The organism is Kitasatospora sp. NPDC092286 (assembly GCF_044755565.1).
GTDB lineage: Bacteria > Actinomycetota > Actinomycetes > Streptomycetales > Streptomycetaceae > Kitasatospora.
Genome location: NZ_JBIVRD010000026.1, coordinates 1 through 24035, shown reverse-complemented (window position 1 = coordinate 24035; position 24035 = coordinate 1). Strand labels below are relative to the sequence as shown.

24 protein-coding genes are annotated in these 24035 nt (G+C 70.9%); 9 read left to right on the top strand and 15 right to left on the bottom strand.

Going from position 1 to position 24035, the window contains the following annotated elements:
- The first annotated feature begins 47 nt into the window (after positions 1 to 47).
- Together ACIQIB_RS24930 and ACIQIB_RS24925 are read left to right on the top strand one after the other, a co-directional pair.
- Positions 48 to 1205 (top strand): alpha/beta hydrolase, encoded by a 1158-nt coding sequence (locus ACIQIB_RS24930; RefSeq protein ID WP_363604090.1) that lies wholly within the window; start codon positions 48 to 50, stop codon positions 1203 to 1205.
- A gap of 172 nt (positions 1206 to 1377) precedes the next feature.
- A complete protein-coding gene (locus tag ACIQIB_RS24925; RefSeq protein WP_363604089.1) occupies positions 1378 to 1587 on the top strand; it encodes a hypothetical protein in 210 nt (69 codons plus the stop codon).
- A gap of 71 nt (positions 1588 to 1658) precedes the next feature.
- On the opposite strand, the gene ACIQIB_RS24920 is transcribed toward ACIQIB_RS24925, so the two are convergent.
- From ACIQIB_RS24920 to ACIQIB_RS24900, 5 genes are all read right to left on the bottom strand, one after another.
- Positions 1659 to 2360, bottom strand: coding sequence for a metal-dependent hydrolase (locus ACIQIB_RS24920; protein WP_363604087.1), 702 nt, complete (start codon positions 2358 to 2360; stop codon positions 1659 to 1661).
- A gap of 211 nt (positions 2361 to 2571) precedes the next feature.
- Entirely contained in the window at positions 2572 to 3756 is a 1185-nt protein-coding gene (locus ACIQIB_RS24915; protein ID WP_363604085.1) for a MarP family serine protease, read from the bottom strand.
- Between the two features lie 46 nt (positions 3757 to 3802).
- Entirely contained in the window at positions 3803 to 4534 is a 732-nt protein-coding gene (locus ACIQIB_RS24910) for an NUDIX hydrolase (protein WP_400760696.1), read from the bottom strand.
- Positions 4531 to 5412, bottom strand: a complete 882-nt coding sequence (gene nth, locus ACIQIB_RS24905) for an endonuclease III (RefSeq protein ID WP_363604083.1) — start codon at positions 5410 to 5412, stop codon at positions 4531 to 4533. Before nth ends, ACIQIB_RS24910 begins: the two co-directional genes overlap by 4 nt.
- Before the next feature lie 100 nt (positions 5413 to 5512).
- The gene (locus ACIQIB_RS24900; protein WP_400760694.1) at positions 5513 to 6655 is read right to left on the bottom strand and encodes an alpha-hydroxy acid oxidase; all 1143 of its coding nucleotides are present in this window, start codon (positions 6653 to 6655) and stop codon (positions 5513 to 5515) included.
- Positions 6656 to 6831: 176 nt separating this feature from the next.
- Between ACIQIB_RS24900 and ACIQIB_RS24895 the strand changes: the two genes are divergently transcribed.
- Complete coding sequence (locus tag ACIQIB_RS24895; protein WP_400760691.1) at positions 6832 to 8466, top strand: PucR family transcriptional regulator; 1635 nt, start codon at positions 6832 to 6834, stop codon at positions 8464 to 8466.
- 48 nt (positions 8467 to 8514) lie between these two features.
- Here the strand turns inward: ACIQIB_RS24895 and ACIQIB_RS24890 are convergent, their stop codons facing one another.
- The 3 genes from ACIQIB_RS24890 to ACIQIB_RS24880 form a co-directional block, all read right to left on the bottom strand.
- Complete coding sequence (locus ACIQIB_RS24890; protein WP_363604079.1) at positions 8515 to 9282, bottom strand: amino acid ABC transporter ATP-binding protein; 768 nt, start codon at positions 9280 to 9282, stop codon at positions 8515 to 8517.
- Positions 9272 to 10123: an amino acid ABC transporter permease gene (locus ACIQIB_RS24885; protein ID WP_363604078.1), complete on the bottom strand. Its 852-nt coding sequence runs from the start codon at positions 10121 to 10123 to the stop codon at positions 9272 to 9274. Before ACIQIB_RS24885 ends, ACIQIB_RS24890 begins: the two co-directional genes overlap by 11 nt.
- Before the next feature lie 106 nt (positions 10124 to 10229).
- Complete coding sequence (locus ACIQIB_RS24880) at positions 10230 to 11264, bottom strand: transporter substrate-binding domain-containing protein (protein ID WP_400760689.1); 1035 nt, start codon at positions 11262 to 11264, stop codon at positions 10230 to 10232.
- Positions 11265 to 11428: 164 nt separating this feature from the next.
- Between ACIQIB_RS24880 and ACIQIB_RS24875 the strand changes: the two genes are divergently transcribed.
- Positions 11429 to 11824, top strand: coding sequence for a RidA family protein (locus ACIQIB_RS24875; RefSeq protein ID WP_363604076.1), 396 nt, complete (start codon positions 11429 to 11431; stop codon positions 11822 to 11824).
- Positions 11825 to 12322: 498 nt separating this feature from the next.
- On the opposite strand, the gene ACIQIB_RS24870 is transcribed toward ACIQIB_RS24875, so the two are convergent.
- Positions 12323 to 13183, bottom strand: a complete 861-nt coding sequence (locus ACIQIB_RS24870) for an isocitrate lyase/phosphoenolpyruvate mutase family protein (RefSeq protein ID WP_400760688.1) — start codon at positions 13181 to 13183, stop codon at positions 12323 to 12325.
- Between the two features lie 150 nt (positions 13184 to 13333).
- Here ACIQIB_RS24870 and ACIQIB_RS24865 point away from each other — a divergent pair, with 150 nt between their 5' ends.
- Complete coding sequence (locus ACIQIB_RS24865) at positions 13334 to 14344, top strand: DUF5937 family protein (protein ID WP_400760686.1); 1011 nt, start codon at positions 13334 to 13336, stop codon at positions 14342 to 14344.
- Between the two features lie 150 nt (positions 14345 to 14494).
- A complete protein-coding gene (locus ACIQIB_RS24860; RefSeq protein ID WP_030240972.1) occupies positions 14495 to 15169 on the top strand; it encodes a Crp/Fnr family transcriptional regulator in 675 nt (224 codons plus the stop codon).
- Positions 15170 to 15320: 151 nt separating this feature from the next.
- On the opposite strand, the gene ACIQIB_RS24855 is transcribed toward ACIQIB_RS24860, so the two are convergent.
- The 5 genes from ACIQIB_RS24855 to ACIQIB_RS24835 form a co-directional block, all read right to left on the bottom strand.
- The gene (locus tag ACIQIB_RS24855) at positions 15321 to 16142 is read right to left on the bottom strand and encodes an MBL fold metallo-hydrolase (RefSeq protein ID WP_400760683.1); all 822 of its coding nucleotides are present in this window, start codon (positions 16140 to 16142) and stop codon (positions 15321 to 15323) included.
- Positions 16139 to 16315, bottom strand: a complete 177-nt coding sequence (locus ACIQIB_RS24850) for a hypothetical protein (RefSeq protein WP_400760680.1) — start codon at positions 16313 to 16315, stop codon at positions 16139 to 16141. Before ACIQIB_RS24850 ends, ACIQIB_RS24855 begins: the two co-directional genes overlap by 4 nt.
- A 142-nt stretch (positions 16316 to 16457) precedes the next feature.
- Positions 16458 to 17327 (bottom strand): NUDIX hydrolase, encoded by an 870-nt coding sequence (locus ACIQIB_RS24845; RefSeq protein WP_363604069.1) that lies wholly within the window; start codon positions 17325 to 17327, stop codon positions 16458 to 16460.
- 91 nt (positions 17328 to 17418) lie between these two features.
- The gene (locus tag ACIQIB_RS24840) at positions 17419 to 17889 is read right to left on the bottom strand and encodes a RidA family protein (RefSeq protein ID WP_363604067.1); all 471 of its coding nucleotides are present in this window, start codon (positions 17887 to 17889) and stop codon (positions 17419 to 17421) included.
- Positions 17886 to 18044: a DUF4177 domain-containing protein gene (locus ACIQIB_RS24835; RefSeq protein WP_158835332.1), complete on the bottom strand. Its 159-nt coding sequence runs from the start codon at positions 18042 to 18044 to the stop codon at positions 17886 to 17888. The genes ACIQIB_RS24840 and ACIQIB_RS24835 overlap by 4 nt, the downstream gene beginning before the upstream one ends.
- 228 nt (positions 18045 to 18272) lie before the next feature.
- Here ACIQIB_RS24835 and ACIQIB_RS24830 point away from each other — a divergent pair, with 228 nt between their 5' ends.
- Positions 18273 to 19343 carry an ArsA-related P-loop ATPase gene (locus tag ACIQIB_RS24830; protein ID WP_363604066.1) on the top strand — a complete coding sequence of 357 codons (1071 nt, stop codon included), beginning with the start codon at positions 18273 to 18275 and terminating at the stop codon, positions 19341 to 19343.
- On the top strand, positions 19340 to 20509 hold the full coding sequence (locus tag ACIQIB_RS24825; protein ID WP_363604065.1) for an ArsA family ATPase: 1170 nt from the start codon (positions 19340 to 19342) through the stop codon (positions 20507 to 20509). Before ACIQIB_RS24830 ends, ACIQIB_RS24825 begins: the two co-directional genes overlap by 4 nt.
- Before the next feature lie 121 nt (positions 20510 to 20630).
- On the opposite strand, the gene ACIQIB_RS24820 is transcribed toward ACIQIB_RS24825, so the two are convergent.
- On the bottom strand, positions 20631 to 20954 hold the full coding sequence (locus ACIQIB_RS24820) for a WhiB family transcriptional regulator (RefSeq protein ID WP_030240986.1): 324 nt from the start codon (positions 20952 to 20954) through the stop codon (positions 20631 to 20633).
- 423 nt (positions 20955 to 21377) lie between these two features.
- On the opposite strand from ACIQIB_RS24820, the gene ACIQIB_RS24815 reads away from it, so the two are divergent.
- The gene (locus ACIQIB_RS24815; protein WP_400760678.1) at positions 21378 to 23792 is read left to right on the top strand and encodes a transglycosylase domain-containing protein; all 2415 of its coding nucleotides are present in this window, start codon (positions 21378 to 21380) and stop codon (positions 23790 to 23792) included.
- Positions 23793 to 24035: the final 243 nt, after the last annotated feature.

Genomic DNA, 24035 nt, shown 5'->3' with positions numbered 1-24035 from the left:
CGAGTGCCGGGCGCGTGTCCGGCGCACGGATGTGACACGCTCTCGGTATGCCGCTCGACCAGAAGCCCGTGCCCTCGCAGCCGTCCACCGGCCCCGGCCTCGACCGTGCGACCGGTCAGGACGTTGTTGCCGGAAGCACCGACGGACTCGCCGACGGGAAAGCCGCCGGAGCCGACGGGGAGAACGCAGCCGAAAGCGCAGCCGGGAACAGCCCCGACGGGCTCGCCGACGGTACCGACGGCGGGGCCGCCGACGGCAACAGCGAAGCAGCCCCGGAGACGGTGCCCGAGGCTGTCCCCGCAGCGGCCTGGAACATCCGGCAGGCCGGTCCCTGGACGCACCGCGACCTCGCGGCCAACGGCGCCCGCTTCCACATCGCCGAGCTGGGCGAGGGTCCGCTGGTCCTGCTGGTCCACGGCTGGCCCGAGTACTGGTGGGCCTGGCGCCACCAGCTGACCGCGCTGGCCGCGGCCGGTTACCGGGCCGTCGCGCTCGACCTGCGGGGCATCGGCGGCAGCGACCGCACCCCGCGCGGGTACGACCCGGGCAACCTCGCCCTGGACATCACCGGCGTGATCCGCTCGCTCGGCGAACGCCGGGCGCACCTGGTCGGCCACGCCTCCGGCGGCACGCTGGCCTGGGTGGCGGCGGTGATGCGGCCGTCGGTGATCCACAGCCTCACCGTGGTCTCCGCCGCCCACCCCCGCGACCTCCGCCGGGCCCTGTTGACGGACCGCCGTCAGATGGCGGCCTTCGAGCACGTGCTGGGCTTCCAGCGGCCGTGGATACCAGAACGCCGCCTGGTGGCCGACGACGCCGCGCTGCTCGGCCGCTACCTGGACGCCTGGACCGGTCGCAACCAGTTGGACCGGGCGACGGTGGCCGCGTACCGGCAGGCGATCCAGATCCCCAGCACCGCGCACTGCTCGATCGAGCCCTACCGCTGGCTGCTGCGTTCGATGGCCCGCCCGGACGGTATCCAGTTCGCCCGCCGGATGAAGAAGCCGATCACCGCACCCACCCTGCACATCCAGGGTGCCTCGGACCCGGTGCTGCTGTCGCACACCGCGCTCGGCGGCGGGGAGTACGTGGCGGCGCCGTACCGCTGGCGGCTGATGCCGGGGGTCGGGCACTTCCCCCACGAGGAGGCGCCCGAGCAGTTCACCGCGGAGCTGCTGGACTGGATCGGCCGCCACAAGGACTGACCGACGAGGACCGACCGACGGGACCGGGCCGGTGGGGTGACCCAAGGGACCCCATCATGCCGGGCCTTAGGTCCCAACTCCCTTTACATTTAGCTCATATGACAAACGCATAGGCCATTTTCGAAGCCCCTGAGGCGGTTACCCCGACCGGCCCAGGGGCATCCATTGCGGTATGACCTGGATGCCCGATCACGGCAGCGCCCCGCGCAGCCGACGCCACAACAGCTCGCCGAGGTCCAACCACCGCCCCGACCGGGCGGACGACCTCGGATACGACGGTGTGGAGCGCCATCAGCGCTCGACGCAGCCGCAGCTCGGCATCCCGCGCATCCTCGGCCGCCGCGCCCGCTGGGTGGGCGTACGACTGCGACGCGAGACCTGAGGCCCCGCGCCGCATCCTTACCGCCGCACCGCCGGTCGGTTCACCACCGGCGGTCGGTTCACCACCGCTGGTCAGTTCACCACCGTCGGCGACAGCGCCGTGAACCAGAGCAGGACGAAGGTCGCCACCGACATGATCGGCACCAGCACCTTGGTCTCGACGTCGTTGCCGCTGCGCTTGATCAGCACCACCTCGTAGCGCTCCTTGTGCGGCCAGAGCAGCGGCGCGCCCTTCTTCGTCAGGCAGTCGCCCAGCAGGTGCGCCAGCGTGCCCAGCGCGACCGCGTACGGGAGCCAGCCCGGGGCGTTCGGCATCCAGGTGTTCATCCCGGCGGTGCCCAGCACCGCGAGGCCGATAATGGTGATCCACATGGTCGGGCCGTCGCCCGGCGGGTGCAGCCGCAGGGCGCGGATCGCGAGCGCCAGCAGGAAGAACGTCACGCCGAGGGTGAAGTAGCGGCCCAGGAAGGTGACGCCCGCCCAGGTGCCGGCGCCCATCAGCGCGACGAAGAGCAGCGAGTGGGTCGCGTGCCGGTGGCCGCCGGAGATCCAGGCCACGAAGCGGCAGAGCACCTTGGAGACCGGGCCGAGGAAGTTGGCGATCGTCCCGTCGTGGTGGTCGAGGTCCGGCAGCAGGGCGGCCCCCGCGCAGAGCACCGTGCCCATCAGGATGTCGGCCGGCTGCAGCGTGGTGTCCAGCAGCAACGGCGGCAGGAAGGGCGCCGAGGCCGCGTACAGCATCGCGCCGCTGACCGCGTGCGAGTGACCCATCATCGAACTTCCCGACCTCCGCTCGGGCCCACTCCGGGACGGGCCCGGTTGAGCCGAACGGGTGAGCGCGGCCGACGCTACCAGGCAGGACTGACGGTGCGACGGATATCGGCCATCACCGGCGGTTGGACCCGGGACACAGCCTGCGGGCCCCGCAGGAGAACCAACAGCGGAACCAGCGACAGAGCCGACAGCGGACCCGACGGCGGTCCGGTTAGAGCGCGCAGCCCTGGGTGTCCACCCGGGCCGTCGCGATGCTGCCCTTGTCGGCGTCCTCGCGGACCTCGGCGGCGGTCAGCACGTACCCGGTGTCCGCACTGTCCAGCGACTTGGCGAAGACCACGCCGAACACCTGCCCGTCCGGGGTAAGCAGCGGGCCGCCGCTGTTGCCCTGGCGGACCAGCGAGCGCACCGAGTAGACGTCGCGGACGACCTGGCCGCGGTGGTAGATGTCCGGGCCGTTGGCCTGGATCCGGCCGCGGATACGGGCCGGCTGGACGTTGAAGGAGCCGTTCTCGGGGAAGCCGGCCACGATCGCGTTGTCGTTGGTCTTCGCCTCGCCCGCGAAGGCGAGCGCGGGCGCGTTCAGCTTGGGCACGTCCAGGATCGCGATGTCGCGCTGCCAGTCGTAGCGGACCACGGTCGCGTCGTACAGCTGCCCGACGCCGCCGATCTGGACGGTGGGCTCGTCGACGCCGCCGACCACGTGGGCGTTGGTCATCACCCGGTGCGGGGCGTAGACGAAGCCGCTGCCCTCCAGGGTCTTGCCGCAGGAGGTGGCGGTACCGACCACCTTGACCAGGCTCTGCTTGGCCCGGGCCACCGCCGGGCTGCCGGCCAGCGCCGGGTCGGGGATGTCGACCTGGGTGATCGGCTCGTGCTCGAAGGGGTTGAAGACCTGGGGGAAGCCGTTGCGGGCGAGCACCTTGGAGAAGTCGGAGAACCAGTTGGGCGCGTCGGAGGGCAGCGCGTCCTGGACGCCGCCGAGGATCGCGGAGGTGCGGACCTGCTTCGAGACGGTAGGCAGGGACGTTCCGGCGAGCGCCGAGCCGATCAGCCAGGCCACCAGCAGCATCGAGATCACGTTGACGACGGAGCCGCCGGCCGCGTCCAGTGCCTTCGCCGGGCGGCGGTCGATGTGGCCGCGCAGCTTCCAGCCGAAGTGGGTGGTGATCGCCTGCCCGATCGCCGCCAGCACGATGACCACCACGACGGCGACCACCGAGGCGGTGGTGCCGGGGTTGAGGTGGTCGAGCAGCAGCGGCAGCAGCTGGACGGCGATCAGCCCGCCGCCGAGAAAGCCGAGGACCGACAGGATGCCGACCACGAAGCCCTGCCGGTAGCCCGACACGGCGAATCCGATGGCGGCGGCGATCAGCAGCAGATCCAGGACATTCACCCCGACACCCTCCCACGGCGGGCCGCGCGGCCGCGCGGACGGGCGTTCACGGAGTCCTGGCGTCGCCGCCCAGCAGCGCGCGGGAGCGGTCGCGGTCGCCCTGGGCCAGTTCGATCGCCTCGTCCGAGAGGTCGACGGTCCGGGAGGTGTCCCAGGGCAGTTCCAGGCCGCTGTGGTGCAGCACCCGGTCGATCACTCCGGCGGTGAAGCCCCAGACCAGCCGGCCGCCGACGGCGAAGGCCGGGCCGAGGTGGCCGGAGGGGTGGCGCAGCCGGGCCCGGTTCGCCGGGTCGGTCAGCTCGGCGATCGGCACCCGGAACACCGCGCCGGTCTCGCACCGGTCCACCGGCGCGACCGGCGACTCCTGGCGCCACCAGCCGAGCACCGGGGTGACCACGAACCGGCTGACCGGGATGTAGAGGGCGGGCAGGGCGGCGAACACCTGCACCCCGGCCGGGTCCAGGCCGGTCTCCTCCCAGGCCTCCCGCAGCGCCGCCGCGACCGGTCCGGGCCCGGCCGGGTCGCCGTCCTCCGGGTCGAGGGCGCCGCCCGGGAAGGACGGCTGCCCGGCGTGCGAGCGCAGCGAGCGGGCCCGTTCGATCAGCAGCAGGTCCGGGCCGGCGGCACTCTCACCGAAGAGCATCAGGACCGCCGACGCCCGGCCGCCCTCGGCGGGCGGCAGGAAGCGGCTCAGCTGCTCGGGCCGTACCCGCTCGGCGGCGTCGCGGACCGGCAGCAGCCACGGCGGCAGACCGTCCCGCTCGATCCGCGCCGTCACTCGGCCACCGCCAGGTCCGCGACCTCGCCGTCGTGCGCGGCCGCCGCGGCCCGTGCCGCCGCCTCCCCCGGGTAGTCGGCGGGCGGCCGCAGCCGCTGGCCGGGCTGCCCGCCCAGTTCGTACTTGAGCAGCTTCCTCGCCTTCTCCGGGTCGGTCTCGCCCTCCCCGTAGGACGGGCAGAGCGGCGCGATCGGGCAGGCCCCGCAGGCCGGCTTGCGGGAGTGGCAGATCCGGCGGCCGTGGAAGACCACCCGGTGGGAGAGCATCGTCCACTCGGACTTCGGGAAGATCTCGGCGACGGCCGCCTCGACCTTCACCGGGTCCTCGTCGGTCGTCCAGCCGAAGCGTCGCGCGAGCCGCCCGAAGTGGGTGTCCACGGTGATCCCCGGGACGCCGAAAGCATTGCCGAGGACGACGTTGGCGGTCTTGCGCCCGACGCCCGGCAGGGTGACCAGGTCCTCCAGCCGGCCGGGGACCTCGCCGCCGAAGGTGTCCCGCAGGGCGATGGAGAGGCCGATCAGCGACTTCGCCTTGGCGCGGAAGAACCCGGTCGGCCGGATGATCTCCTCCAGCACCTCCGGCTCCGCCGCCGCCATGTCCTCGGGCGTCGGGTACTTCGCGAACAGGGCCGGCGTCGTCTGGTTCACCCGCAGGTCCGTCGTCTGCGCCGACAGCACCGTGGCCACCAGCAGCTCGAACGGGTTCTCGAAGTCCAGCTCGGGGTGTGCGTACGGATACAGCTCCGCCAGCTCCCGGTTGATCCTCCGTGCCCGCCGCACCATCGCCAGGTGCGACTCCGGCTTCCTCGGCTTCACACCCGGCTCAGCGGCCGCCCTCTTCGCTGCCGGCGCGGCCTTCTCGACCTTGCTCTCTGCCATGCCCGAAGGCTACGCCGCCCGACCGGCGGCAGGCAGCAGATCTCCCAGAGCCCCGCTCGCGACGGCTCCGCGCGGAGGCGGGCGGGTTGCGCGAAGGCCGCTACGGCCGGTGTGCCAGGACTGAGCCGTCGAGATCGGTCACACCGTTCACGCCCACGAAGCCCAGCGCTGTTTCCAGTTCCTCGCGGAGCAGGTCGAAGACCTTGTCGACCCCGGACGGTCCGAGCGCGGCCAGACCATAGGCGGCCGGGCGGCCGATGAGCGACGCGTCGGCCCCGAGCGCCAAGGCCTTGACCACGTCCGAGCCGCGTCGCACCCCACCGTCCAGGTAGACCTCGAGCCTGCCGTCCGCCGCTGCCACGACCTCCGGCAGGGCCGCGATGGTGGAGGGCTGCGAGTCGAACTGGCGGCCGCCGTGGTTGGACACGATGACGGCGTCGACCCCCGTGTCGGCAGCCCGAACGGTGTCCTCGCCGGTCATGACCCCCTTCACGACGATCTTCCCCGGCCACCGCTCACGCAGCCGCTCGACATCCGCCCAGGTCGCGGCCGCGTTCTCCATGGTGTGCATGAACCCGCCCATCTCCCTCATGCGCATGCGCCGCCCGTCGATCCGGTAGTTGCCGAACGTGGGCCGACGGCCGGTGGCGAGCCGGGCCAGCCAGCCGGGCCTGCGGCCGGTGTCCACCACATCGCGCAGAGTCGGCCGCGGTGGCAGGGCCATGCCGTGATGCAGGTCCCGCTCGCGCTTGCTGGACAGATTGACGTCACCGGCCACGACGAGCACCTCGACACCGGCGGCCTCGGCGCGGTCGACGTGCTCGCGGGTGAGGCCGGCGTCGGTCCAGAAGGAGATCTGCGCCCAGATCGACTTCGGCGCGGCGGCGACCACTTCCTCCAGGGAGCAGGCGGACCAGGCGCTGTGGACGAGGACGGTTCCGGCTCGTTCGGCCGCCCTCGCGAAGGCGAGGTCGGCCTGCGGGTGAAAGAGGCTCAGCATTCCCAGCGGCGAGATCATGACTGGAAGGGCGAGCCGCTGACCGAGAACCCGGGTGCCCGGTTCGATCTCGCTCATGTCGCGCAGGACGCGCTGGCGCAGACGCAGCCTGACCAGGTCCTCGGTATTGTCCTGAAGGGTCAGTTCATCGAGCGCGCCGCCTTCGAGGAAATCGAAGATCATGCGCGGCAGCTTTCGCCGGGCCTGCCTGCGCATGTCCTCGATGTTCACGATCTTTTCGGCCACCGGTAGCTCCCGCCTCGTCCTGCCGAGCGCATACCCGGACGAGCGACCGGAAGCTCAGCGATCCCAAGTTTGCGGGTCGGCCCCACTCGCCCCTATGTATCATTCACACAGTTCATGGCGATCGGCTTGTTGAATTGTCCAAATAACAATGTGTGGCACGTCGCCGAACGGCTTTCATGCGGATGCTGGAGGAGGTGGACGAGTTGGCGCGGCTGACTCAGATCGTCAACGCCCTGGGACCGTCGATAGTCCGGGTTACGCACAGCATGCCGGACCTCGACCCCGAGATCGCCGGCCTGGTGATCCACGACGAACTCCGGGAATTGCGGCCGACTTCCGCCGGACTGCTGCTCGCGGTGGGCGTGTGTCCGGCCGGTGAACCCTGGCTGCGTCTGCTCGAACGCGCAGAAGCCGGCGGGTTCGGCTGCGTCGCCGTCAAGACGTACGGGATCGGCGAACGGCAGATCGCCGAAGCCGCGGGTTCCGGCTCGATTCCGGTCCTGCTCCTCGCCGACGAGGTCTCCTGGGAACAGCTCATCGCCTTGCTGTCGTCGGCCATCAGCTACAGCCGGCCCGCCGGACAGGGGGACGGCGGGAACAGCCTGGGCGACCTGTTCACGCTTGCCAACGCCGTCGCCTCCGCCATCGGAGGGGCGACCGCGATCGCCGACCCGGCACGCCGCATGCTGGCCTACTCAACCGTCGACGGCCAGCTGATCGACGACACCCGGAGGCAGAGCATCCTCGATCTGCAGGTGCCGACGGACCCTCAGATCGTCGCGGAGTACCAGGCCGTGCACAGCGCGCCAGGGGTCATCGAAGTAGCCGGCAGAGGCACCGACCTGCCGAGACTGGCCACCTCGATCAGGGCCGGCGGTGAACTCCTCGGCTCGATGTGGGTCATCGATCCCGGCGAGCAGGAGCGTGAGCTGGCCTGCCGGCGGCTCGTCGAAGCCTCCAACATCGCCGCCCTCCATCTGCTCCGCGTGCGCACGGAACGAGAGGGCCTGCACCGGCGCCGCAGCGACCTGCTGACAGCGCTGCTGGCTCAGGCCGATGTGCCGCACGACGTCATGAAGCGGCTGGCGCTCCCCGCCACGACGAATGCGCGGATCGCCGCGCTGGCACTGGCTGAGATCCCTCCGGAGACGGAGCCCACGGCCGCCGTCCACCAGGTACTCGACCTCGTGACGCTGCATTGCCAGGGCGAGCTGGGCTTCAGCGCCGCGACGGCCATCGACGACGTGGTGTACGTGCTGCTTCCCGCACCGCCCGGACGTGCGCGTTCGCTGCAGCAGCGACTGCTCGCAGGTGTGACCGCACACGTCCGGCGCTCCTACGGATACCGGCTCCGGATCGGCGCGGGCGGCGAGGTCGCCGACCTCAAGGACGCCGCCCGGTCGAGGGAGCAGGCCGACCGCGTGATTCAACTGATGGGACTGCCCAGCCGGCAGAGCACGCGCACGACCACGACGGATGCGGACATCGTGTTCGCTGAAGACGTCCGCCCCCAGATCGCCCTGCTGCACCTGGCCGAGCGCTGTCCGGTCGCCGACCCCGCCATGGACGAGACCATCAACACCATGGCCGAGTACGACCGGTCCAACAACAGCCAGTACCTGCCAACCCTTTCGAGCTATCTGCAGGCCCACGGCGACATCGCCGGAATGGCTCGCGCCCTGCATGTGCACGCGAACACCTGCAGATACCGCCTCAGCAGAATGAAGGAGCTGTTCGACGTGGATCTCACCGACGCCGATGCCCGTCTCGTCATGGCCCTCCAGCTGAGGCTGCGCGATCTCGTCGCCTGACAGGGCCGCACTCGACGAAGGCGGCCCTGCGGATCGGGATCGAAACGATCAGAGCACGCTGGCCAGGAACGCCTTCGTCCGCTCGTTCCGCGGAGACAGCAGGACCTGCCCCGGTGAGCCGGACTCCACGACCGTCCCGTTGTCCATGAAGACGACGGTGTCGGCGACCTCGCGGGCGAAGCCCATCTCGTGTGTCACCACGACCATCGTCATACCCTCACCGGCGAGATCGCGCATCACCGTCAGGACCTCACCGACGAGTTCCGGGTCGAGCGCCGAAGTCGGCTCGTCGAAGAGCATGAGCGAAGGACGCATGGCCAGAGCCCGTGCGATCGCGACCCGTTGCTGCTGGCCACCTGAGAGTTGCCCGGGATAGGCATCGCCCCGATTCCCCAGTCCGACCCTGTCGAGCAGCGACCGGGCGTGTTCGAGAGCCGCCGACCGGCTTTCCCCTCGCACCGAGATCGGCGCCAGCATGATGTTCTGCAACACGGTCATGTGCCCGAACAAGTTGAATCTCTGGAACACCATCCCGATGTCGCGGCGGGCCCGCGCGATGTCGCGCGACCGCAGCTCGTACAGCTTGTCGCCCCGCTCGCGGTATCCGACCAGGCCGCCGTTGACCGAGAGTTCGCCGGAGTCCACCTTCTCCAGATGGTTGATACAGCGCAAGAACGTGCTCTTGCCCGATCCGGACGGGCCGACGATGCACAGCACCTCGCCGTCGCGGACCTCCAGGTCGATGCCACGCAGGACCTCGACCGAACCGTAGCTCTTGCGCACCTGCTCGGACCTGACGATGACTCTATCGGGCATCGGGGGCCACCGGTCCCTTCTTCATTCGCGGGTGGATTCCACGTGGAGCAAAGCCGCGTGGCCGACCGGACGCCGCTCGGAAAGCGCGACCGAATCTCCGCTCCAGGAAGTACTGCGCCACCGAGAGCACAGTCGTGAGCGCGAGATACCAGAGGCTGGCGACGATCAGCAGCGGGATGGTCTGGTACGTGCGCGCATAGATGACCTGCGCGGAGTAGAGAAGTTCGGAGATCGCCAACACACTGACCAGTGAGGTGCTCTTCAGCATGGAGATCAGCTCGTTGCCGGTCGGCGGCACGATCACCTTCATCGCCTGCGGCAGAACCACCTTGCGCAGGGTCTGGAAGTGGGTGAGGCCGAGCGAGTGCGCGGCCTCGGTCTGGCCGTTGTCGACCGACTGGATGCCGGCTCGCACGATCTCGGCCATGTAGGCCGCCTCGTTGAGCCCGAGCCCGAGCAGCGCGGCCGCCAACGGGGTGACGATGGAATTCGCCGAACCGGAGAACAGCTGCGGGCCGAACGGAATGCCTATCCCGATCTGCGGGAAGATCGCCGAGAGGTTGTACCAGAAGATCAGCTGGACCAGCACGGGCGTGCCGCGGAAGAACCAGATGTACAGGCCGCTTGCGGCGGCGATCACCGGGTTCTTCGACATTCGGGAAATCGCGAGGACGTTTCCCAGGACGACACCGATGGCCATGGCCATGACGGTGAGTTCCAGGGTCAGCAGCGCGCCCTTGACGATGGTTCCGCTGAAGACGTACTGACCCACCACATCGAACTGGAAGCGGGGGTTGGTCAGCAGTGTGTGGATTCCCATCGCCGCCAGGACGAGCACCACTGCCGCCGCGATCCACCGCTCCGGGTGGCGTAGCGGGACGACCTTTCTCGCCGGGCGGCCTGGAGCCGCACGGCCCGGCGTCGCGTCAGCGATCGCGTTCTGGGAGCTATGCACCGTTGTCATTGACCTTCGCACTCGTGACCGCCACCGACTCAAGGCCCCACTTGGCCAGCACGGCCTTGTACACCGGGCCGGTCAGGGCCTGGGACATCGCCGCCTGAACGGCATCGGTGAGACCGCTGTTCTTGCCGATGCCGATGGCGATCGGACTGAATCCGGTATCCGCCTGCACCTCGATCGACGGGTTCTGCTTGGCCGCGTAGCCGACCACCGTGGAGTCCTCGTACAGCCCGTCGATCCGGCCGGACGCCAGCGCGAGAACCGGGGAGTTCTGGTCTGGGTACAGCTTGAGATCGATGGGCTGCCGACCGGACTCGGTGCACTTCCTGTCGAGGTCGGGAAGCACCTCGGTCACCTGGTAGGAGCCCACCAGAGCACCGATGGTGTGACCGCACATGGAGTCGACCGAGAGCTTCCGCGGATTGCCCTTCTGGACACCCAGCGCATCACCGGTTTGGGCATACGTGACGAAGTCGAGGATCTTCTCGCGCTCGGGCGTCGGGGCCATCTCAGCGACGCTGACGTCGTAGCGGCCGGCCGCGATGCCGGGAGTGATCTGGTCGAACGCGACCACCTGGACATCGAGCGTCAGCCCCAGCGACTGGGCCAGCAGCCGGGCGATGTCCGGGTCGAGTCCGATCAGGTCCTCGGTGCCCGGGGCGTAGGAGCTTCCGGGCGGCGCGTTGGTCACCATCGCCACCGTCAACGTGCCCTTGGCCCGGACGGCCGCGGGGAGAAGCGCGACTGCCGCACTCACCGGGGAAGCGCTGGGGAGCGGGCCCCCGGCATTCGTCGGCGAGCCGGCGCCGGAGGTGCCACCCGCGGCGGTGCAGGCGGCGAGCGATACGCAGCAGACAAGCGCAGCCGGTGCGACACCTCGTATCCACCTTGGCTTCCCACCTGTGGCGCGTCGGGATGATGACCTGTTGATCCTCAACTGCTTCTCCTTGTCGATCGCCGTGACCCCCTCGCCGGCGATGAGGCCCTCCCTGACGACTGCCTCGATCGCGAGTGACCTCATAGTGCAGGCCTGGGCGCCGCATGGCCTTGGAAAATGACACAGCGATGCGGGTGTGAGCTTGGACGATCGGCCAGGTTCGGATGGCTCGTCGAGAACTAACGTGGTGGCCGGCGGGTGTCGCCGATACCCCGTTCTGTCGCTTTATTGAGAGCTGGAGAGTCCCCGTGAGCCTTGCTGCGGTCACCCGGTTTCAGGCCGAGGGTGTCGGATCCGAACTCGCGCTGTCGGCCGAGGCGGTCGCCTTCGCGGGAATCGTGTGCACGACCCAGATTCCCGACCGAGAGGACGGTTCGATCGAACTGGGCGACATCCGAGCGCAGACCCGGCAGATGCTGACCAACTTGGCCGTGGCCCTCGAACGGGCGAACAGCGATCTGAGCCGGCTGCTGCACCTGACGATCTACCTCACCGACATCGACGACCGCGAGGTCTTCAATGAGGTCTACGCCGAGTTCGTACCCCTGCCGTTCCCTGCACGATGCTGCGTCGCCGTCTCCGCGCTCGCCGTTGACGGGATGCGTGTGGAAGTGACCGCGCTGGCCGCGCAGAGGCTCGGGTGACAAGGAACTTGGCGACACACTTCCGATCGATGCGCTGCGGTGGCTCAGGTGCGCCTGATGGTTGAACGAGCGGGGTGAGGTGCCCGACCAGCAGGCGCCGGCCCGGCAGGCCGGTACGGATGTGAGGATGACCTCCCAGCTGGTGCGGAAGCCGGAGGCCAAGGGGCTGTTGAACCGGAAGACCGATCCACCGGACACCCGGGCGCGCGGCCGCGGGTCACCGCGCGCGGAGCGGAGCCGGCGCAGGCCGCGATCACCGAGGTCGAGCGGGCGGGCGCGGCGTTCTTCCGCCCAGTTGCCCGGGACGCGGAGGAGCTGGGCGGTCCCGGCGGACTGGACGGCCTGGTCGGCGGTGGCGAGCGCGGTGCAGAACCCCGCGCAGCCGTTGTTGACGTCGAAGCCGACGGCGGCGGGTATGCCGAGCCGGCCGGCGACCTGGGTGGCGATGCTCAACCACGCCCGGCGGCTGTACCGCGACCGCTCCGCAGCCGGCCGCGATCAGCGCCGGTACAGCCCGTCCAGCTCGCCGAAGCCCAGCGAGCCGTCCAGTTCCGTGAGGGTGCCCGCGCCGAGCAGCTCGGCGGCGGCCCGACGGGCGGCGGTGTACGCGAGCTGGGCGAGCCCGGTGCCGACGCTGATCCGGCGGACCCCGGCGGCGGCGAGTTCGGCCACGCCCGGTCCACCCGTCACCGCCATCGCGTTCACCGGCAGCGGGGACGCCGCGCAGAGCCGGGCCAGTGCCTCCAGGTCCAGCAACCCGGGGACGAACAGGCCGTCCGCGCCCGCCCGCGCGTACGCCTCCGCCCGGGCCAGCACCTCGTCGAGCCGGCCGCCGGGCTCGCCGATCCCGAACAGGAAGACATCCGTCCGGGCGTTGACCACCAGCTCCGGCAGACCCGCCTCCGCCGCCGCCTCCCGGGCGGCCCGCAGCCGGGCGGCCTGGTCCGCCACCGGGAACAGCGGACCGCCGGCGGCCGTGGAGTCCTCCAGGTTCACGCCGACCGCTCCGGCCCCGACCAGCAGCCGCACGGTGGCGGCGACATCGGCCGGCTGCGGGCCGTAGCCGCCCTCGGCATCGACGGTGACCGGCAGGTCGACGGCCGCGACGATCCGGCGGGCCGCCGCCGCCATCTCCTCCCGGCCGAGCCGCTGGCCGTCGCCGTGCCCGAGTGACCAGGAGACGCCTCCGCTGGTGGTGGCGATCGCACCGGCACCGGCCGAGGCGATCACCGCCGCGCTGCCCGCGTCCCAGGCGTTGGGCAGGACGAGTACGCCGCCCTCGGTGAGCGCCCGCAGACGCAGCGCCTGGTCCCGGAGCGCGGTCGAGGTCGTGGAGGTGCTGCGGGGGTGTGTGGGCATGGCGGTGACCGTCCTTCGTACCGTCGGATCGTCTGAACTGTCCGACGGCGGTGCGGTGCTGCCCCGCCGTCCGGCTCCCGCATCCTGCGGCCCGGCCCGGCCGGTGCTCCATTGATTAAGCTGGGGCCGAATCCTGAGGGAGGCGATGCGATGCGGACCGAACTGGCGTTCTCGGTGAACGACCTGGCACAGACCCGGTTCGCCGTCTCCCCCCTGTGGGAGGTCGTGACCAGCCTCCGGGCCCTGGCCACCGCCCCCGTCCCCGCCCTGCACCGCCGCTGGGCCGAGCAAGTCCGCCCCCGGCTGGTCGGCGCCGGGCTGGAGCGCGGCCGGCTGGCCGCCCTGGTCCCGGCCACCGGGCATCTGCCGGACTTCCTCAACCCCACACCGGCCGGCCCCTCCCCCGCCCTCGCGGACGAGCTGACCGCGATCACCGCCACCGCCCCGGAGCAGGTCCGGGCCGATCTCGACTGTCTGGCGGCCGAACACGGCGGCCGCCTCCCAGCCCGGCTCCGGCCGCTGTACCGCGACCCGCAGGCCCAGCTGCCCAGGGTGGCCGCCGAGATCGAGACCTACTGGCAGCTGGCGCTGGCGCCGTACTGGGCCAGGATCCGCGCGGTGCTGGAGGCCGACGTGTTCCACCGGGCGCGACAGGCCGTGGAGCACGGCACCGCCCGGGTGCTCGACGATCTGCACGAGACCGTCCGCTGGGACGGCCGCGCGCTCCGGCTGGAACAGCGGCACTGCGCCGTCGAGCGGCTGGACGCCGGGGCCGGGCTGCTGCTCGTCCCGTCCGTGTTCGCCTGGCCCAGGGTGCTCACCCGCTCACTGCCACCCGACCCGCCGCAGCTCGCCTACCCGGCGCGGGGGATCGCCGCCCTGTGGGAGCGCCGGCCGGGCAGCCGGTCCGACGCCCTCGCCGCCGTCCTGGGCCGGTCCCGGGCCCGGCTGCTCGCCGAACTCGACTCGCCCGCCTCCACCACCGAGCTCGCCCGCCGGACCGGACTGTCCGCGGCCGCGGTCTCCCAGCACCTGACCGCGCTGCGGTCGGCCGGCCTGACCAGCGCCCACCGCGCGGGCCACGCCGTGCTCTACGCCCGCACCGCCGTCGCCGATGCCCTGTTCGATCCGGCGGACATCGCACCGCGCCCCGCCGGGTAACCCTCGGTACGAATGGCCCCGCGCAGCACCCCTCGGCGTACCCCCTCCTCATATGATCGGAGCGACATGCGCCATGCTTGGTGATGCAGAGCACTGTACGAACTTGCGCCGGCGGGCTTGACAGCCGACCGGCCGAGAAGGAGGAAGCACGTGGACGACGTTCTGCGGCGCGCCGCACTCTTCGCGGCACTCGACGACGAACAGGCCGGCGAGCTGCGCGCTTCCATGACCGAGGTCACCCTCGCCCGCGGTGAGTCGCTGTTCCACGAAGGCGACCCGGGCGACCGGCTGTACGTCGTCGCGGAGGGCAAGGTCAAGCTGCACCGCGCCTCGCCGGACGGGCGGGAGAACATGCTCGCCGTCCTCGGCCCGAGCGAGATGATCGGCGAGCTGTCGCTGTTCGACCCGGGCCCGCGCACCGCCACCGCGAGCGCGCTGACCGAGGTCAAGCTGCTGGGCCTCGGCCACGGCGATCTCCAGCCCTGGCTGCACGCCCGCCCCGAGGTCTCGATCGCGCTGCTGCGCGCCATCGCGCGCCGACTGCGCCGGACCAACGACGTGATGTCCGACCTGGTCTTCTCCGACGTGCCCGGTCGCGTCGCCAAGGCCCTGCTGGACCTCTCCCGCCGGTTCGGCGTGCAGTCCGAGGAGGGCATTCACGTCGCCCACGACCTCACCCAGGAGGAGCTGGCCCAACTGGTCGGCGCCTCCCGCGAGACGGTCAACAAGGCGCTCGCCGACTTCGCCGGCCGCGGCTGGCTGAAGCTGGAGGCCCGCGCGGTGGTCCTGATGGACGTCGAACGGCTGTCGCGCCGCTCGCGCTGACGGCGCCGCACCCGACGAGGGCTCGTACACCGACCGGTGTACGAGCCCTCGCGCATGCCGTCGTCGTGCCGCCGTCGTGCCGTCAGGACCGACGGACGGGCCCGGCGAGAGGCCCCGCGACGGGGCAGGTACCCGGCGGCAGGTGCGCGGCTCAGATCAGCCCGTGCTCCTCCAGGTACTGGAGCTGGGCCAGGACCGACAGCTCGGCGGCCGGCCAGAGCGACCGGTCCACGTCGGCGTAGACCCGGGCCACCACCTCGGGCGCGCTCCGGCAGCCGGCCTCCACGGCGGTCTCCACCTGGGCGAGGCGGTTGGCCCGGTGGGCGAGGTAGTAGTCGACGGCGCCGAGCGCGTCCGCGAGCACCGGCCCGTGGCCGGGCAGAACGGTCCGCACGCCGTGCTCGGAGGCCATGGTGTGCAGGCGGCGCAGCGAGTCCAGATAGTCGCCGAGCCGGCCGTCGGGGTGGGCGACCATCGTGGTGCCGCGCCCGAGGACGGTGTCGCCGGTGAGGATCGCGCCGTCGACGGGCAGGTGGAAGGTCAGCGAGTCCGAGGTGTGACCGGGGGTGGCGACCACCCGCAGGTCGAGACCGCCGATGTCCAGGCGCTGCCCGTGGGTCAGGCCCTCCGAGCCCAGCCGGTGTGCCGGGTCCAGGGCGCGGACCTCGGTACGGGTCAGCTCGGCGAAGCGGGCGGCGCCCTCGGAGTGGTCGGCGTGGCCGTGGGTGAGCAGGGTGAGCGCGACGCGCTTGCCCTGCTGTTCGGCGGTGTCGATCACCCGGCGCAGATGGCCCTCGTCGAGCGGGCCGGGGTCGACGACCACCGCGAGGTCCGAACCGGGCTCGGAGAGCAGCCAGGTGTTGGTGCCGTCCAGCGTCATCGGCGACGGGTTCGGCGCCAGCACGCAGAGCGCCCGGGGGGTGGCCTCGCCGCCGATGCCGGCGGCGGGGTCACCCGGGAGGAGACCGCTCACCGGCCGCCCCCGCCGGTCCGGACGATCGCGCGCGGCGGCATCGGCCTGAGCAGGTCGCGCAAGCCCGGGGCATGGTCCTCGCCGACTCCGGCATCGAAGGCGAGGGTGCGGGGGATCAGGCTGCGGGCGGGCATCTCGCGTGCCGTCCGGCGAGCCACGTCGTTGTGGTTCATCGGGCGAGGTCCTCTCTGTTCATCGGATTGTCGTAGTTCATCGGGTTGTCGGACTGATCGGATTCTGCAGGTCTTCGGTGTTCGCGGTGCAGGCCTCCGCGGGCTCCCGGCGCTCCGGCGCCCAGGGCCACGGGCGCTCCGGCTACTGGGCACGCTCGGGGAACTCTCCATCGATGGTCAGCTCTTCATACCCCGACCACCGAACGGTCATTCGATCACCCCGGACCTCGGCCCGGCCGAGGACCGGTTCCAGCGACCTGCCCCCGGCCGCCGCCAGGGCCTCGGCGGCACTGCGCGCCGGCAGCAGCTCGCGCAGCACCGTGACAGTCGGCGGCAGCATGCCGTAGCGGCCCTGCTCATAGCCCTCGACGGCCTCGGCCGGCGAGAGCCAGGCGACCTTGTCGGCCTCGCCGACCTCCAGCGCCGCGCGCTGCCCCGGCGGCAGGGCGGCCACGAAGAACCAGGTGTCGTACCGACGCTCCTCGAACTCCGGGGTGATCCACCGGGCCCAGCCGGCCAGCAGATCGCTGCGGAGCAGCAGGCCGTGCTCGCGGAGGAAGTCGGCGAAGGAGAGCTCGTGGGCCTCCAACGCGGCGCGCTCGGCGCTCCAGTCACGCGGTTCCGCGGTGCCGGCGGTGTCCGGGCCGGCCAGCAGGACGCCGGCCTCCTCGAAGGTCTCGCGGACGGCGGCACAGACCACCGCCTGCGCGGTCCGGGCGTCCGTGCCGAGCCGCCGCGCCCACTCCTGCGGGCCCGGGCCGGCCCAGCCGAGTTCGGCCTCGGCGTCGCGCGGATCCACCCCGCCGCCCGGGTAGGCGTACATGCCTGCGGCGAAGGCCATCGAGGTGCGTCGGCGCAGCAGGTACGCCTCCGGCCCGGTGGCCTCGTCCCGCAGCAGCACCACGGTGGCGGACGGCTTGGGCACCGGCGGGGTCAGCTCGCCGGACTCGACCGCCCGGATCCGGGCAGGCCAGCCGGGCGGCATCGGGAGCGTCGTTGCTCGATGGTCCATGCCCGGATGCTAAGCGCCCGGGGGTGGGGTTGGACAGGGCCGGCCGCCGCCCGTTCGGCCCAGGGCCCGCCGCCCAACCCCACCGCGACGATCAGGCTCCGGTCCTGACCCGGACCTGCAGCTCGACCTCGACCGGGGCGTCCAGCGGCAGCACCGTCACGCCGACCGCGCTGCGGGCGTGCACACCGGCTTCGCCCAGCACCCGGCCGAGCAGCTCGCTGGCGCCGTTGATGACACCCGGCTGGCCGGTGAAGTCGGCGGCGGAGGCGACGAAGCCGACCACCTTCACGACCCGCTCGATCAGATCCAGGTCGCCGATCACCGACTTCACCGCGGCCAGCGCGTTGAGCGCGCAGATCTGCGCGAGCTCCTTGGCCTCCTCCGGGGTGATCTCGGCACCGACCTTGCCGGTGTTCGGCAGCTTGCCGCCCACCATCGGCAGCTGGCCGGAGGTGAAGACGAACTCGCCCGAACGCAGAGCCGGTACGTAGGCGGCGACCGGCGCGGCCACCGGCGGCAGGGTCAGGCCCAGCTCGGCGAGCTTCTCCTCGACTTTGCTCATGCGCTCTTCTCCCGCTTGAAGTAGGCCACCAGCTGCTCCGGGTTCGGGCCCGGCACGACCTGGACGAGCTCCCAGCCGTCCTCGCCGAAGTTGTCCAGGATCTGCTTGGTGGCGTGCACGAGCAGGGGCGCCGTCATGTATTCCCACTTGGTCATGGCCAGACTCTAGACGAGCGGCCGCGACGAGCGGGGCGGCCCGCAGGCGGGCGTGTGAGGTGGCCCACAAAGCGGGCATGATTCAGGCCTGGCCCCCCTGATGCTCCAGGCATCCGGCGCGGTCCCTGGTTACCCTCGCGGGAGGGCACCAGAGCAGTGTCGGCCTTCGGAACGGCCTTCGCGCCCTCGGAACGGCCCTCGGCCCTCGAAGACGGACGGAGACGGAGCGTGGCACGCACCCCCGGCCAGGCGGCCCGGCGCGATCCCGACTGGGAGGGCGTACGGCTGCACGTGGTCAGTGGCAAGGGCGGCACCGGGAAGACCACCGTGGCCGCCGCGCTGGCGCTGGCCCTCGCCGCCGAGGGCGGACGGGTGCTGCTGATCGAGGTGGAGGGCCGCCAGGGCGTCGCCGAGCTGTTCGGGATCTCCGCGCTGCCCTACGAGGAGCGCCGGATCGCCTCCGTCTCCCGCGCCCAGCTGGGACTGCCCGGCGGTGGCGGCGGCGGTGAGGTCTGCGCGCTGGCGATCGACACCGAGCAGGCGCTGCTGGAGTACCTCGACATGTTCTACAAGCTCGGGCGGGCCGGCAAGGCGTTGCAGAAGGTCGGCTTCGTCGACTTCGCGACCACCGTCGCGCCCGGCGTCCGGGACGTGCTGCTGACCGGCAAGGCCTGCGAGGCGGCCCGGCGCAAGGGCCCGGACGGGCGCCGGGCGTACGACGCGATCGTGATGGACGCGCCGCCGACCGGTCGGCTCACCCGCTTCCTGAACGTGAACTCCGAAGTGGCCGGACTGGCCCGGATCGGGCCGATACATACGCAGGCGCAGGCTGTGATGCGGGTGCTGAGATCGCCGGAGACCGCGGTGCACCTGGTCACCCTGCTGGAGGAGATGCCGGTGCAGGAGACGGTCGACGGCTTCGCCGAGCTGCGCGAGGCCGCCCTCCCGGTGGGCGGGGTGATGGTGAACATGGTCCGGCCGCCGGTGCTGGACGCGGCGGCGGTGGCGGCGGTGGACGGGGACCACCGCGAGGAGGTCGCGCTGGCCCTCGGCGAGGCGGGTCTCGGGGGGCGCTCGCGCAAGCCGGAGATCGTCCGGACCGCGGTGGAGCCGCTGCTCGACCCGCTGCTGGCGCAGGCCAGGGAGCACGCCGAGCGGGTGGAGCTGGAGCGCGAGCAGCGCGCCGACCTTCAGCAGTTGAAGCTCCCCACGTACGAACTCCCGCTGCTGGGCGAGGGTGTGGACCTCGGCGGGCTGTACCGGCTGGCGGGCGAACTGAAACGGCAGGGGGCGGCGTGAGCGGCAACGGCGTACAGGGGACGGGCAGCCGGCTCGCGGTGGACGGGCTGATCGACGACCCGAAGACCAGGATCATCGTCTGCTGCGGATCGGGCGGCGTGGGCAAGACCACCACCGCGGCGGCGATCGGCCTGCGGGCGGCCGAACGGGGGCGCAAGGTCGTCGTGCTGACCATCGACCCGGCCCGCCGGCTGGCCCAGTCGATGGGCCTGACCGAGCTGGACAACACCCCCCGGATCGTCAAGGGCGTCACCGGCGAGGGCGAGCTCCAGGCCATGATGCTCGACATGAAGCGGACCTTCGACGAGGTCGTGCTGGCCCACGCCGAGCCCGACCGGGCCAAGGCGATCATGGAGAACCCCTTCTACCAGTCCCTGTCGGCCGGCTTCGCGGGCACGCAGGAGTACATGGCGATGGAGAAGCTCGGCCAGCTGAGGGCGGCCGAGGAGTGGGACCTCATCGTCGTCGACACCCCGCCGTCCCGCTCGGCGCTGGACTTCCTGGACGCGCCGAACCGGCTGGGGTCGTTCCTGGACGGCAAGGTGATCCGCATCCTGACCGCGCCGGCCAAGGTCGGCGGCCGCAGCGCGATGAAGTTCCTCAACGTCGGGATGGGCCTGCTCACCGGCACCCTCGGCAAGATCTTCGGCGCCCAGCTGCTGACCGACGTACAGACCTTCGTCAGCGCGATGGACTCGATGTTCGGCGGCTTCCGCGAGCGCGCGGACCGGACGTACCAGCTGCTCAAGGCGCCGGGCACGGCGTTCCTGGTGGTGGCCGCGCCGGAGCGGGACGCGCTGCGCGAGGCCGCCTACTTCGTCGACCGGCTGGCGGCCGACCGGATGCCGCTGGCGGGTCTGGTGCTCAACCGGGTGCACGGCACCGGCGCTCCGCAGCTCACCGCGGAGCGTGCGCTGGCGGCGGCCGAGGCGCTGGAGGAGAACGGTTCGGAGCACGCCGGTCCCGAGGCCGAGCTGCTCGCGGCCGGGCTGCTGCGACTGCACGCCGAGCGGATGCAGATCATGGGGCGGGAGCGCCGTACCCGCGACCGCTTCGTCTCGGTCTACCCGGACGTGCCGATCGTCGAGGTGGCCGCGCTGCCCGGGGACGTCCACGACCTGGACGGGCTGCGCGTCATCGGTGACCGCCTCAGCGGCGCCGCGTAGTCCCGAGCATCGGGCAGTCCTGAGGCGCCGGGCAGTCCCGAGACACCGGGTGCAGTCCTGCCGCACCGGGCGGCACAGTCCTCACACGCCGGGTATGGTCCGCACCGGGGTGGAGGTGGGATCAGCCCGCCTGGGCGTAGTCGGTCAGTATGACGCCGGTCGCGAGCGACTCCTCGTACTCCGTGCGGGCCGTCTCCAGCAGCCGCCGCCACGAGATCACCGTCGGACGGCGGCGCAGCAGCGCTCTGCGCTCGCGCTCCGTCATCCCGCCCCAGACGCCGAACTCCACGCGGTTGTCCAACGCGTCCGCCAGGCACTCCGTGCGAACGGGGCACCCGCTGCACACCGCCTTGGCGCGATTCTGCGCCGCCCCCTGGACGAACAGTTCGTCCGGATCACTAGTGCGGCAGGCGGCCTGCGCACTCCAGTCATCTACCCAGCCCATGCCGGCGCCGTCCTCTCCCGAATCGAGGCTCCCCCACGGCGGCAACGGCATATTCACCGTTGCCAGTTGAGGACGTTACGGAAGAACGACAGCTTGCAACAGCCCCTTCGTGCCCAATCTCGAATGACCCAATCGGACTATGGGTATCGGTCAGCTCACTCGTTGGAGTGACCGCAGGTCGCAAGCCTTGCCAAGTCCATCGCCGCCACTCTCGCCACGCACACCATCACAGAGCGCTACCAAGAACAGGCGCACAGCCGGAGACAGCTACCTCAAAACCTGTCCACAGGGAGGCAATTCGGGCAAATCTCATCACTCACAGGAGTGATAAATATTGACGCACCGAAGCTGTCGCAAGCTTGTGACAAGCCTAGGCGAACACCTGCCCCTATGTGCGGGATTCCGCGACGTAGGGTTCTCCTCATGGCACCGAAGCGCCCCCAGGCACCCCAGCCCCCAGGCAACACCGGAGCTCCGCGCGGCCAGCGCCGCGGGTCACCGCAGGATCTCGCGGGACACGGAGTGAAGTTCCTGGGCGTCAGCGTGCTCTCCGGAGTCCTGCTGGCCGGCATGGCCCTGCCCGCCGTCGGCGCGCTCGGGCTCACCGCCAAGAACACGGCGGAGAGTTTCGACAACGTCCCGGACGACTTCAAGACCCCGCCGCTCACCCAGGCCACCCAGATCTTCGACGCCAAGGGCGGCCTGATCGCGAAGGTCTACGAGCGCGACCGCACGGTGATCACGGCCGACCAGATGTCGCCCTACATGCGTCAGGCCCAGGTCGACATCGAGGACGCCCGGTTCTACGAGCACGGCGCCGTCGACCTCAAGGGCGTGCTCCGCGCGGTCAGCAAGAACGCCGAGAGCGGCACCACCTCCCAGGGCGCTTCGACGCTGACCCAGCAGTACGTGAAGAACGTCAACGTCGAGAAGGCCGGCGACGACCAGGCCGCCGTCCTGGAGGCGCAGCGCAAGACGCTGGGCCGCAAGATCCAGGAGCTGAAGGTCGCGATCAAGCTGGAGGAGGACCTGACCAAGGATCAGATCCTCACCAACTACCTGAACATCACCTTCTACGGCCACCAGGCCTACGGAGTGGAATCCGCCGCCCAGCGGTACTTCAGCAAGAGCAACAAGGACCTGACCATCGCCGAGGCCGCCACCCTGGCCGGCGTGGTGCAGAACCCCTCCCAGTACGACCCGGTGCGCTACCCCGAGAACACGGTCAAGCGCCGCAACGTGGTGATCGACAAGATGCTTGAGAACAAGCACATCACCGCGGACCAGGCGAAGGAGGCCAAGGCCGCCCCGCTGGGCCTGAAGTACAAGGACCCGCAGAACGGCTGCATCACCGCCCAGGCGGGCATGGGCTTCTTCTGCGACTACGTGCGCCACGTGGTCAAGCAGGACCCGACGTTCGGCAAGACCGCCGCCGACCGCAAGAAGCTCTGGGACACCGGTGGCCTGAACATCTACACCACCCTGGACCCCGACAAGCAGGCCGCCGCCCAGAACGCGGTGACCAAGAAGGTCTACGTCACCGACTCGGTGTCGGCCGCCACCACCATGATGGAGCCGGGCAGCGGCAAGATCCTGGCGATGGCCCAGACCCGCCCGTACGGACTGGACCCGAACAAGAACCAGACCGTCGTCAATCTCAACGTGGACGCGGCGATGGGCGGCGGCAACGGCTTCCAGACCGGCTCGACCTTCAAGCCGATCCTGGCCGCGGCGGCCCTGGAGTCGGGCATGCTGCCCACCCAGTCGTTCCCGTCCGAGAACAAGATCGACTATCCGTCGATGTCCACCTGCTCGGGCACCTGGAAGAACACCGACAAGCCGAAGGCGACGGTGAAGAACGAGAGCGAGAAGGAGATCGGCCCGTACCAGCTCAAGGAGGCCATGGCCCTCTCGGTCAACACCTACTTCGTGCAGATGGAGCAGCAGGTCGGCCTCTGCGCGATGAAGCAGATGGCCAACAAGCTGGGCATCACCCAGTCCTCCAAGGGTGACGCGTTCCAGGAAGTCCCCTCGATGGTCCTCGGCACGCTGGAGCTGAGCCCGCTGACCATGGCGAACGTCTACGCGACCTTCGCCGCACGCGGCAAGTACTGCACCCCGATCGCGATCAACAAGATCACCACGGTGGACGGCAAGGACATGAAGGTCCCGCAGTCCACCTGCAGCCAGGCCTTCTCCGAGAACACCGCGGACGCCCTCAACACCGTTCTGCTCAACGTGACCGAGAAGGGCACCGCAGCCGACCTTCCCCTCTTCGACGGCCGGCAGATCGCCGGTAAGACCGGTACCACCGACGAGAAGAAGGCCGCCTGGTTCAACGGCTACACGCCGCAGCTCGCCACCGCCGTCTGGCTCGGCGGCCCGGCCGGCGGCGTGAAGATGAAGAACATCAGCATCGGCGGCACGCAGTTCCAGGAGGTGTTCGGTGCCACCGGCCCCGGCCCGATCTGGAAGCTGGCGATGGACCAGGCGCTGAAGGGCACTCCCAAGGAGACCTTCCAGACCATCAGCATCCCGGACCCGCCCAAGACCGACCCGAACGCGAACGCGACTCCCACGTCCGGCGCCAGCCAGCCGGGCGGCGACGCGGCCGCGGCCGGCGGTAACCCGGGTGCCCCGGGTAACCCCGGCAACCCTGGCAACCCCGGCAACCCCGGTGGGGGCCCGGGCGGTAACCCCGGCGGGGGTGGCAACCCCGGTGGGGGCGCCAACAACGCCGGCGGGATGATCGGCGGCGGGTTCACCCTCCCGCCGGGCGTCATCGGCGGGAACAACGGCGGCGGTCGGCACGGCGGCAACAACGGCAACGGCGGCTGAGCAGGCCAGTGGCAACGCCGGAGGGCGCCCCCCCGAATCATCGGGGGGGGGGCGCCCTCCGGCGTTGCGGGCCTCAGCCCTCGCCTGGGGCTGGGGCCCGCCAGGTCGTACTGGACCTGGCTGGGCTGGGCTGGGCTGGGCTGGGCTGACTAGCCGTTGCTCTATCGATCCTGGTGGGCGTGAGTTCGAGTCTGCCGACTCGGTCGGGTGATCTTCTGGTCGGCCGGGCATGAAAGTGGGGCC